Annotated in this window: 11 protein-coding genes; all 11 read left to right on the forward strand. The window is 41.0% G+C overall.

Annotated elements, in window-relative coordinates:
* Window positions 1-43 precede the first annotated feature (43 nt).
* The 11 genes from hfq to Q4574_RS16400 all read left to right on the forward strand — a co-directional run bounded on the left by hfq (window position 44) and on the right by Q4574_RS16400 (window position 11,816).
* Window positions 44-292, forward strand: coding sequence for an RNA chaperone Hfq (gene hfq / locus Q4574_RS16350; protein ID WP_008843456.1), 249 nt, complete (start codon window positions 44-46; stop codon window positions 290-292).
* A 19-nt stretch (window positions 293-311) separates the two neighbouring features.
* Window positions 312-1,601 carry a ribosome rescue GTPase HflX gene (hflX, locus tag Q4574_RS16355; protein WP_303475398.1) on the forward strand — a complete coding sequence of 430 codons (1,290 nt, stop codon included), beginning with the start codon at window positions 312-314 and terminating at the stop codon, window positions 1,599-1,601.
* A gap of 77 nt (window positions 1,602-1,678) precedes the next feature.
* On the forward strand, window positions 1,679-2,836 hold the full coding sequence (gene hflK / locus Q4574_RS16360) for an FtsH protease activity modulator HflK (protein WP_216049835.1): 1,158 nt from the start codon (window positions 1,679-1,681) through the stop codon (window positions 2,834-2,836).
* 2 nt (window positions 2,837-2,838) lie between these two features.
* Window positions 2,839-3,723: a protease modulator HflC gene (gene hflC / locus Q4574_RS16365; protein WP_303475399.1), complete on the forward strand. Its 885-nt coding sequence runs from the start codon at window positions 2,839-2,841 to the stop codon at window positions 3,721-3,723.
* Between the two features lie 75 nt (window positions 3,724-3,798).
* On the forward strand, window positions 3,799-4,317 hold the full coding sequence (locus Q4574_RS16370) for a GNAT family N-acetyltransferase (protein WP_303475400.1): 519 nt from the start codon (window positions 3,799-3,801) through the stop codon (window positions 4,315-4,317).
* 21 nt (window positions 4,318-4,338) lie between these two features.
* A complete protein-coding gene (locus Q4574_RS16375) occupies window positions 4,339-5,508 on the forward strand; it encodes an acyl-CoA dehydrogenase (protein ID WP_303475402.1) in 1,170 nt (389 codons plus the stop codon).
* Between the two features lie 382 nt (window positions 5,509-5,890).
* On the forward strand, window positions 5,891-6,169 hold the full coding sequence (locus tag Q4574_RS16380) for a hypothetical protein (RefSeq protein ID WP_303475404.1): 279 nt from the start codon (window positions 5,891-5,893) through the stop codon (window positions 6,167-6,169).
* 121 nt (window positions 6,170-6,290) lie between these two features.
* Window positions 6,291-9,041, forward strand: a complete 2,751-nt coding sequence (locus Q4574_RS16385) for a TrlF family AAA-like ATPase (RefSeq protein WP_303475406.1) — start codon at window positions 6,291-6,293, stop codon at window positions 9,039-9,041.
* Between the two features lie 206 nt (window positions 9,042-9,247).
* Window positions 9,248-9,502, forward strand: coding sequence for a type II toxin-antitoxin system Phd/YefM family antitoxin (locus tag Q4574_RS16390; protein ID WP_303475408.1), 255 nt, complete (start codon window positions 9,248-9,250; stop codon window positions 9,500-9,502).
* Window positions 9,495-9,758 (forward strand): Txe/YoeB family addiction module toxin, encoded by a 264-nt coding sequence (locus Q4574_RS16395; protein WP_303475410.1) that lies wholly within the window; start codon window positions 9,495-9,497, stop codon window positions 9,756-9,758. The genes Q4574_RS16390 and Q4574_RS16395 overlap by 8 nt, the downstream gene beginning before the upstream one ends.
* A gap of 504 nt (window positions 9,759-10,262) precedes the next feature.
* Window positions 10,263-11,816: a hypothetical protein gene (locus tag Q4574_RS16400; RefSeq protein WP_303475411.1), complete on the forward strand. Its 1,554-nt coding sequence runs from the start codon at window positions 10,263-10,265 to the stop codon at window positions 11,814-11,816.
* Window positions 11,817-11,821: the final 5 nt, after the last annotated feature.

Raw genomic sequence — 11,821 nt, forward strand, 5'->3', positions numbered from 1 at the left:
TCAGGTGAAAATCATAATAAAAAGAAAAGGATAAGGAATAGTGATGGCAAAGGGGCAATCTTTACAAGACCCGTTTTTGAATGCGTTAAGAAAGGAGCGTATTCCTGTCTCAATTTATTTAGTCAATGGAATCAAGTTACAAGGTCAAGTGGAATCGTTTGACCAGTTCGTGATTCTGTTAAAAAACACTGTTAGTCAGATGGTATACAAGCATGCCATTTCAACTGTTGTGCCTTCTCGGGCCATTAATATGTCAACCGGCGCACAACCTGACTCTGATAACGGTGAATAAAACCTTATAGGAGAAAAGCTTGTTTGACCGTTACGAAGCAGGCGAGCAGGCTGTTTTAGTTCATATTGATTTTTCTGATGATTCTAGCAAAGAAGATCTGCAAGAGTTACAAATGCTAGTGTCATCTGCCGGTGTTAATGCAGTTGAAGTGATAACCGCTTCACGGCAAGCACCTCATCCCAAATACTTTACGGGTAGTGGCAAAGCTGAAGAGATTGCTAATGCTGTGCGTACCAATAACGCAGATGTCGTTATTTTTAATCACCCTCTATCGCCTTCTCAAGAAAGAAATTTGGAAGCATTGTGCAAATGTCGCGTGTTAGATCGTACCGGTCTGATTTTAGACATTTTTGCGCAACGAGCCCGTACTCACGAAGGTAAATTACAAGTAGAGTTAGCGCAACTTCGGCATATTTCAACTCGATTAATTCGAGGTTGGACTCACTTGGAACGTCAAAAAGGTGGAATTGGCCTACGCGGTCCCGGTGAAACTCAGCTGGAAACCGATAGACGACTTTTGCGAGTCAGAATTAAGAGTATTCAACGTCGCTTAGCCAAAGTACAAAAACAACGTGAACAAGGCCGCAGAGCTCGTAAACGCGCGGAAATGCCAACGCTCTCGCTGGTGGGATATACCAATGCGGGTAAATCGACTTTGTTTAATACTATTACTGATGCGGGAGTCTATGCGGCAGATCAATTGTTCGCCACACTAGATCCAACCTTGCGAAAAATTCAGTTACAAGATGTTGGTAACGCTATATTGGCTGATACAGTTGGATTTATCCGGCACTTACCACATGATTTAGTGGCGGCGTTTAAGGCAACCTTGCAAGAAACTCAAGAAGCAGACTTATTATTGCATGTTGTAGATTATTCAGATGACCAATATTTAGACAATATTGATCAAGTGAACGATGTTTTGGAAGAAATTGATGCATCTGATATTCAACAGCTAATGATTTGCAACAAAATTGACAGAATGGAAGGGGTTGAACCCCATATAGACCGCAATGATGAAGGAATTCCCATTCGAGTCTGGATTTCTGCTCAACAAGATCAGGGCATTGATTTATTATTTAATGCCCTCACTGAATGTTTATCGCAAAGCATAGTGCAATTTACATTACGCATTCCGCCTAAAGAAGGTAAACTTCGAGGCGCATTATTTGGAATGAACTGTATCGCTGCAGAATCGTATGCAGAGGACGGCGATTGGCTGGTGGATGTCAGAATGCCAACCAGTGATTGGAACCGATTGGAAAAAAGATCAGAGATAGACTTATCCAGTTTGGTAGTAAAGCATTAGTATATGCAAATTAAGTTAACTTCTGATGGTAGTATCGGGGTTGCGTAGATTTAGACTTAACCTAACGGAGAGTGATGATGGCTTGGAATGAGCCCGGTGGAAAGAATAACGACCCTTGGAAAAATAAGGGGGGACGTGATCAAGGCCCGCCTGATTTGGATGATATATTCAAAAATTTGTTTGGTAAATTCAGCAAAGGTGGCGGCGGTGACGGCTCATCTGGCGGTAAAAGCTTAGGTGGAGTTGGCTTAACTGTGATCGCAGTTTTGCTAGTTGTCGTTTGGTTTATTAGCGGTTTCTACACTATTCGTGAAGCAGAACGTGGTGTGGTATTACGTTTTGGTGAGTTCAGTCAATTCGTAGAGCCTGGTTTACGTTGGAAACCAACATTCGTAGATGAAGTCATTCCAATTGACGTGCAATCTATTAAGTCGATGTCTTCAGAGGGCAGCATGCTCACAGAAGATGAAAACGTGGTTAGCGTTGAAATGGAAGTTCAATATCGAATCGTAGAGCCTTTCAAATATAGCTTTGCGGTAACTAACCCAGAACAAAGCCTTAGTCAGGCGTTAAATAGTGCCATTCGTTACGTGGTCGGACATTCAAAAATGGACGATGTGTTAACCCGCGGTCGTGAATCAGCCCGTCAACAAGTTTGGCAAGAGTTAGAAGGCATTATTAATCCTTATGATATGGGTATTTCAATTGTCGACATTAACTTTAAAGATGCTCGTCCACCAGATGCGGTGAGAGCGGCTTTTGATGATGCTATTGCTGCACAAGAAGATGAACAGCGTTTCATCCGCGAAGCAGAAGCTTATTCTCGTGAAATCGAGCCTCGCGCCCGTGGTCAAGTGAATAGAATGGCAGAAGAAGCACAGGCTTATAAAGAGCGTGTTACTTTAGAAGCGCGCGGTGAAATCGCACGTTTTGAAGAGTTATTACCTCAATACAATGCGGCACCTGAAGTTACCCGTCAGCGTATCTATCTTGAAACAATGGAACAGGTGTATCAAAACACTACTAAGATCATGATAGATAATGAGGGAAGTGGCAATATGATGTATTTGCCTTTAGATAAAATTCTAGAGAGCCAAAATAGTCAAGCACCTAAAGAGAACTCTCGCAGTACGCTTGAAGGACTACAACAAAATAGTATTTCCTCTTCGCAAAGTAGTAATTCCACTCCGAGCACAACGTTACGTAGTGATCGAACTAGAACAGGGAGAAATTGATAATGAAAAATCTAAGTATTGGAGTCGTAGTACTCGTTATCATCGCAGTTTTTCTTTCATTGTTTGTTGTGCCTGAAGGCGAAAAAGCAATTAAAATTCAATTCGGAAAAGTTGAGCGAGATGCTTCAGGTGAAACTGTTGTCTTTTCACCCGGTTTGCATTTTAAAATTCCATTGATTGACCGCGTTGTTAAGCTCGATGCCAGAATTCAAACGCTGGATGATCCTGCTGGACGTTTTGTTACTTCAGAGAAAAAAGACTTAATCGTTGATTCTTATGTAAAGTGGCGGATTAAAGATTTTGCAACTTACTACTTGTCAACTGGTGCTAACAAATTACAAGCAGAATCACTATTAAAACAAAAAGTTAATAATGGTTTGCGCTCTGAATTTGGTACTCGTACTATTTCTCAAATCGTATCTGGTGAGCGCTCAGAATTGATGGATGAAGCCATGAAGCAAGCGTCAACTAGTTCGGATGAGCTTGGTATTGAGATTGTTGATGTAAGAGTTAAACAAATTAATCTACCACCTGAAGTGAGTAATTCTATTTTCCAACGAATGAGAGCAGAGCGAGAAGCTGTGGCAAAAGAGCACCGCTCAGAAGGTAGAGAGCAAGCCGAAATCATTAAGGCAACAATTGATGCTAAAGTGACGGTTATGCTGGCAGACGCAGAACGGAACCTACGTAAGATTAAAGGTGAAGGTGAAGCCCAAGCCGCTCAAATTTATGCTGAGACCTATTCGAAAAGCCCTGAGTTTTATGCATTCCTAAGAAGTATGGATGCTTACAGAGCTAGTTTCGATAGCAAACAAGATGTATTAGTTGTTGAACCTGATAGTGATTTCTTCAAATATATGAAAAATATCTCTGGTAGCAAAAACTAAACTCGTATAATTTACAAAGCGCCTTAGGGCGCTTTTTTTTATGACTAAATTCGTCTTTTGGAGATAATCCGAATTATGTTGGAATTCCAATTTAGAGATGCCCTCGAGGAAGATTTTTCGGCAATCAAACGATTAAATGATAAGTTTGTTCACTTTACCAGTCCTATGGATTTACCGCGTATACAGCAACTGGATGAACTTAGCTGTTATCATCGAGTAATAGAACAGCATGATCATCAAACGTCGACCACTTCCATCGTTGGTTTTTTACTTGCCATGGCACCTGAAGCGGATTATGCCAGTGAAAACTACCAATGGTTTGACCAACGCTATAAGAATTTTGTTTATGTTGACCGTATCGTCGTTGATTCTTCTTTGCAGGGAAGAGGTCTGGGAAAAGATCTGTATAACGATTTATTCCGTGCCGCAAAGGAGCAAGGTTTTTCTTCCATCTGCTGTGAATATAACTTAAAGCCAGTCAATTTTGCTTCAGCACATTTCCATCATTCCTTCGGGTTTTGTCAGGTAGGTAGTTTGCAGTCAGAAGACGGCAGTAAAGTTGTCTCTATGCAAATGGCAGAATTAACAAGCTAAATTCAAGTTGGGATAATCAAAATGAAAACATTCAATTGGCAAGACCCTTTAGACTTAGATTCTTTGTTGAATGAAGACGAACGAATATTGCGAGATTCTGTTCATCAGTTTTGCCAACAAAAGCTGATGCCTGGGATTTTGCATGCCAATCGAAATGAATACTTTGATACCGATATAATGAAGAAAATGGGAGAGTTAGGCTTGTTGGGCGCGACGCTTCCTGAACAATACGGTTGTTCCAATGTCAACTACGTTTCCTACGGTTTAATTGCTCGGGAAGTTGAGAGAGTAGATAGCGGCTATCGAAGTGCCATGAGTGTCCAATCATCATTGGTAATGCATCCTATTTATACTTACGGCAGTGAACAACAGCGTCAAAAATACCTACCTAAACTAGCGACTGGTGAATGGATTGGTTGTTTCGGCCTGACTGAGCCTGATTCAGGTTCTGATCCCGCGAGCATGAGAACCCATGCTAAAAAAGCATCCGGTGGATACGTTTTAAATGGCAGCAAAATGTGGATCACAAATTCACCTGTAGCCCATGTATTTGTGATTTGGGCTAAATTAGATGGTGTGATACGAGGCTTCATTTTAGAAAAAGGAATGGCAGGATTATCGGCCCCTAAAATTGAAGGGAAGTTTTCTCTTAGGGCATCCATTACCGGCGAAGTGGCGATGGATAACGTCTTTGTACCAGAAGAAAATATGCTGCCAAATGTTTCGGGCTTAAAGGGTCCATTTGGCTGTTTAAACAAGGCTCGCTTTGGCATAGCTTGGGGAGCAATGGGGGCAGCAGAGTTTTGTTGGCACGCAGCGAGACAATACTGTTTAGACCGTCAGCAGTTCTCTCGACCACTTGCAGCCACTCAATTGATTCAAAAGAAATTAGCAGATATGCAGACCGAAATTGCGTTAGGGTTGATGGCCTGTTTGCAAGCTGGAAGACTAATGGATGCAGACGCACTGGCACCAGAGGCGATCTCTTTGATTAAGCGTAATTCTTGTGGCAAAGGGTTAGATATTGCTCGAGCTGCGCGCGATATGCATGGTGGCAATGGTATTTCTGATGAATTCCATGTAATTCGTCATGTTATGAACCTAGAAGCGGTTAACACCTACGAAGGCACACACGATGTCCATGCATTGATTTTGGGGCGTGCGCAAACTGGCTTACAAGCGTTTAGTTAAAGCTAATCCAGTCTGTGATAATCCTCAGTAAAATATTAACTGAATTCATATAAACTCAAACTGGCACTTTTCTTATAAGACATTGGCTAACACTAAGAGGCTTCTGATGTGCTAATTACAGGCATTCAAGCTTTGAGTCAATCAATGTTACCGCCCCACCTATAAACTGTCTTAACTTCAACGCCTTATATTTGCAAGTTAACCTGTAATTGCGGCATTCTCACAAAGGGAAAAGTGGTTATCTGAAAAAACCTAAATCTTGTTTTAAGCTTCATTTTATGATTAAAATAGGTAAAATTTATACACGGTAAAAGGCTGTGTTGGCACACAGTTTTTTGCGGGTTATTAATACTGTTATACATTCATGGAGGAATTAGCACACATGCCGTATTCAAAATATAAATCTAAAGCCGCAAATGAAAAACATGCGAACCTAATGATCTCTTTAAGTGAGAAAATTGTTTGGGGTGTTTTAGCTGTTCCTATAACTTATCTTGCAAAAAGTGATGCTGGTCAATATTTACAAGGTGATAGGATTGGTCCATATATCGTGATTGGTCTAGTTTTATTTTTAACGGCAATTCACTTTCAAAAAACAGGTTTTTCAATTCTTGATGAAGTTAATGCAAAAGAAACAGAGTCAGGCGAAAAGAATGTGTAACAAATTGCTTAAACGGAAAAATAACAACTGGCCATCGCTTCGCAATTATAGCCAACCATTATTTTCCGCTTAGCAAAGCGTTAGCACTCTCTTGGGTAATTCGAGCATAAGGATGTAAATAATGAGTTTCGTCGGGGCAAGATGGTGGAAGTTCGATTTTCATACACACACACCAGCTTCTTTTGATTATGGAAAAAAAGATAGTAGTTTAAAGGCATCGAAGACCGCTAAAGATTGGCTGCTGGACTATATCAACAAGGGCATAGAGTGTGTAGCAGTTACAGATCACAATACTGGCGACTGGATTGATAATCTTAAAGATGCGGCAGAAAACTTAAGAGCAGAAGGTTATTCAATTTTCGTCTTTCCTGGTGTTGAGGTTACAGCCAACTCAAACATACATATTCTGGGTATTTTTGACCCTTGTGCCACTTCCGCAGATATTAGTGCTGTTATTGGAGCATCAAAGTTTCGTGGGACAAAAGGAGATAGTGATTCAGTAGCCGAGGAAAGTGCTGAGAATGTAATAAAAGAAGTCATATCAGCTGGTGGCGTTGCCATACCAGCTCATATTGATATGAAGGCAGGGCTTTGTCAGCAGCACTCTTCTCACACAATAGGACAAGTCTGCAAACATGCAAATGCCGTTGAAATAATTTTCCCTGATCAAGAGCGAAATGATGCCCCTTTATCAAGATACATAAATTTAAATGTCGACTTACCATCAATAATTGGCTCTGACGCCCATCACCCTAATGATATAGGGAGGGCTTATACTTGGGTGAAAATGTCTACACCTTCGATAGAAGGACTTAAACTGGCTTTAGTTGATGGTTCATCTTCCATAATTCGTTCAGATAATGAAACAACAGATCCAAATACTTCTTCCAACACACTGTTACATTCTGTGACTATTGAAAATGCTAAATATGCAGGGCGTTCGACTCCTTTGAAAGTGGAATTCAACCCTTGGTTGAATTCTATCATTGGAGGTCGTGGTAGCGGAAAGTCGTCCGTCCTTGAATTTATACGATTAGGTATGGACAGAGCGAAAGACTTTGATGTACTGGATCGCGACAATGAAATTCGTAGATCTTTCGAGAGTTTTACTAAAATATCTGCATCTAGAGATTCGGAAGGAGTAATGCTTGATAATACGAAAATCAGTTGTGTCTATTCGCGAGATGAAACTCATTACCTCCTGAAGTGGACTAGTACAAGCAACCACGTTTCAATTTCTCGTTATGATGGTCAGCAATGGATTCCCGAAGAGGGTGAAGCACATTCTCGCTTCCCAATAAAGATATTTAGTCAAAAGCAGATATTCGACTTAGCTAAAAACCCTAATACGCTTCTGCGTCTTATCGATGAGTCTTCCACTGTTGGTTACCAGCAATGGAAGATGGATTGGTCTGAAAAACACTCCCATTTTCAAACATTGTGCAGTCAAAAAAGGGAGCTTCAATCAAAATTAGCAAATAAAAGTGTGTTGTTAGGACAGCTTTCTGATGTTGAGCAGAAGATAAAAACAATAGAGAACTCTGGTCACACGGACATCCTTAAAAACTATCAAGCATATAGTGAAAAGCGAACGAATGTTTCGCAATATGAAATTGGTATTGAAAATCTGAAGAACCAAATTGAGTCAATATCCAACGCATCTGCGATTCCTACAATAGATGACATTGCATTTGATACGCAGTCGGCAAGTGAATCAGAAGTTCTTACCAAGTTACAAAACTTGAATAGGGCAGCACAATCTTTTAAAGAGTCTATTGCGCAAGCAGTGGCTTCACTTGGGAATGAATTAACAAAGTTTAGAGGCTGGTATATTGAGTCTGACTTCAATAAGTCTCATCTTGAGGTTATTAAAAAATACGAAGAGTTGATTGAAAGGTTGCGTAGCGAAGGAATTGATAACCCCTCTGATTATGCAAGACTAATTGATGAGCGGGATACCATTAATAAATCACTAAAAGCAATGGAGTTGGTAACCTCTCAGATAGGCGAGGTGGATTCTTTAATCAATTCTGCATATCATGAAATTATAGAATGCAGGAAAAAATTATCAGTAAATCGTTTAGAATTCTTAAAGCAACACTTGTCCGGAAACTCGTCCATTAAAGTTGATTTAGATCCTTTTTCAGATATAGACCATATGGAAGAATCATTTAGAGGTGTCATTGGGCGTTCTGATAACGCTTTTACAGCTGATATTTTTGATTTAGATCGCGAATGTGGCTTCCTTTATGGTTTAAACAAGGAATTATTGGCTACAACAAGCTCTGGCAATTCAAACAACCTAGAGCCTTGGCTATCTAAAATTCATGACTTCAAGTCTCAGGTGTTTAACTTTAGGTCTGGTGAAATCCAAGGAACTAAGATTGGAAAACGGTTTTCTGAATTCATGGCTAACTTGCAGCCCCAAAGCTTTGATCAAATAAATACTTGGTTTCCTGAGGATAAATTGTCCATAAAATTTAATGACGGCAATAGATTTAAGGATGTTTCACAAGGTTCGGCTGGACAAAAAGCCTCGGCTATTTTGTCATTTTTATTATCTTATGGAACTGAACCGCTCGTGTTAGATCAGCCAGAAGATGACCTTGATAATGGCTTGATTACAAGCTTGATCGTTTCGAAATTGCATGAGAACAAAGCAGACAGACAAATAATTGTCGTCACTCACAACCCTAATATCGTAGTAAACGGTGATTCAGAGTATGTTATTGCGCTAGAAGATCGAGGCCAAATAAATCCAGTCGCATCTGGCGCATTGCAAGAAGTAAATGTTAGGAAGAATGTATGTGAAATTATGGAAGGTGGTGAGATAGCACTCCAACAACGCTACAAGAGAATGTTCAATGTTTAACTTAAGCAAAGTGCTAACACATATGAGCCTCCGGTTAGTCAATAGGTACTAGTGTGCTTTTGCGCTGTGCTCGCATAAAACAATCAACTCCGTTCCGGCGGCTTAGCTTGGCGTTAACTGCCACGACGAAGTTCTGCACAACATTCTGTTCATGTGCTCATTTGCAAGCTAGACTTGTACTATATAATGTACAAGTGAGGTGCAAAATGAGAATCGTCTCTTTTACCGAAGCCCGAAATAGTCTAAAAAACGTGCTAGACAATGTAATTAACGATGCCGATACCACTGTAATCACTCGTCGTGACTCTGAAGATGCTGTTGTGATGTCATTGGATTACTACAACAGTCTTATGGAAACTGTTCATTTGCTTCGTTCGCCAGCGAACGCTGAACACTTAAATCGTTCAATTGCGCAGTTTAAAGCGGGAAAAACGACTCAGCGTGAACTTATTGATGAGTAACAGGTTATTGTCATGGACTGATGAGGCCTGCAATAGTTACGTTTATTGGCAGACTCAAGACAAGAAAACTTTGAAACGTATCAATAAACTAATTACCGATGTCCAGCGTTCTCCATTTGATGGAATTGGCAAGCCGGAAGCCCTTAAAGAAAACCTATCAGACTTCTGGTCTCGCAGAATAGATGATACCAATCGTTTGGTATACGCCGTGGATGATACAGCAATTACGGTTATCTCGTGTCGTTACCATTACTAGTAAGTGGCGGCGAACAAAAAAATTTTGTTACCCATAGGCGCGCTGGGACACAAACAGGCTGGCGGCTTCGCCATTATAGCCAGCCAGTTTGTCGTCCATATTTAAGTATTAAGCGCCAAAGAGGGTTTATGAGTGATTTATCCTTCCTTCCTAAGCTAAGGGTAGCTCTTGTAACTTGGTCTTAAGCAACAGTATCTTACCTTTCGGAAGCTAGAGTCTTAAAAAGGTATTAAACAGCTTGGTAGTCTGCTATCTGCTCAAATGCGGAGGCGTTTGCTAAAGAACATTATGGTGGGTATAAGATGGTAATGTTACCTGAGCGTTTAGCTGAGGTTACAGGGCTGACATAAGCCTATCTATGCTTCCCTGTGCTATACTTTTCGTCTAAGTATAAGCTCTTTCTACTTGTTTGGTTTGTTCTAAATGTGAATTTAATAATCTTTAATCACTCAAAAGGCGCAGCTTTCAATGGGTTTAGCCTTTTGTTCTTCGGGGGGCGGTGATTTGAAATTAAATGAATGCAAAGCGTTGCAATATTGTTTTAGCGCAATCTTGATAGTGTTTGGTCTGTTCACCAACGCTGCGCTGGCTCAAGAAAAAGCCGTTGATCATGTGCTTTATCAGACTGATAAATTAAAAATTATGCCAGATGACAATGGCAGCTTACAGTCGTGGTGCACGTTGCAGCGGAAGCACGAATTCCCAAAGTACGTTAGGTTACGAGCGGAACATAAGCTTAGCCCTGCTGAGCGTGCTACGCTTTTCACGCCAAATTATGAAACATTTGTAGAACAAAAACTGATACCTGTTATTGAAAATATTTGCGGGCAGGTTACTGGCTTTCAGACGAATTACGATATTCGCTTAGAGATGATGAATTGGTCTCCCAAATTTGGTTACCAGAATTGGGATTTTTTTATTTTCAGGTATCGAGATGGCCAAGTCACACGATACGAATACAAGCCATATAGCCAAGCTAAGGCCTCGATGCCAGCTGAGGCAATATTAGCCTTGACGCCTCAGCCGCAGTTAGATCGTGTCAACAGGTTGCTTGGCAATATCGGGCCCTTCAATTTGTATCCTCACCATGACCCTTTTTGCTATAGCGGCTTTGCGCACATTGATGCCGTGTTTAACACGTCTGTCAAAAACAGAGATGAGTGGGTAACTGCGAATTACGAAGGGAAAGATAAAATTGGCTTTGAGGGTTTTGTCGCCAAAGAAATTCTGCCTTTGGTGCGAAAAAGCTGTAAGCGAGCCTCAGCAATTCAAGTTCACTTTTATAAAGAAGGCTCATTAGCAGCATGGGAAAGAATGACATTCCATCTGGCGCCCCGTGCTGGCATGAGCCTCAAAGCGCACCACATGAGCCAAAAAGCAAAAGAGTATGCAACGCTAAGAATAAACGAGCGTGTGTTTGGGACCTGTACTTCATCACCCTACTGTTCAATGTTGGGCGGGGTGTATTTAGATGCCATTTATCGTAACGATACCGCAGTGTTGAAACGCATTGACCAACAACTGGAGGAGGAGTACGCGCGAAGTGCGGGCACCCCAGCCCTGAAACAGTTTACAAGCTACCTTTTGCAGGCGGGTATTCCAGGTGCGAATAAAACCGACTTTAGGTTACGGCTTCCTGTTTTTCTGGCGGGTAAATATATTTACAACTATAGTCTTTGGGCGACAACCCCGACTAAACTTACTGGTGACCGCACTGCCGCCTGCTTTCGCAAAGGCACTAAGCTTTATGATACCCGCGTAACAACTGAAGTTCTTGATTATGAAGATCTTTATGGGAATTATGCTGGTTCTGTTGGGGGGATCCAACTAGGCACAAAGTACCGAGTGAATCCTGAATTTCACGCCTTGTGTGACAAAATTTGTGGTGCTGCGATCGGCGAAATTGCCGACTTTATGGATAGTTATTTTGGACTGGAGAAAACGGGCTTAATTTTGGCCGGTTTAGAAACAGCGATTCGGGAGCTTGATTGTCAAAGTGACATGGTGAAAAAGTTTGAGAAGCACTTGATAATGCTCGCAGATAAAGCTTATCGGTGAATTGA

Origin of the sequence: Aliiglaciecola sp. 3_MG-2023 (assembly GCF_030548205.1) — a bacterium.
Lineage (GTDB): Bacteria > Pseudomonadota > Gammaproteobacteria > Enterobacterales > Alteromonadaceae > Aliiglaciecola.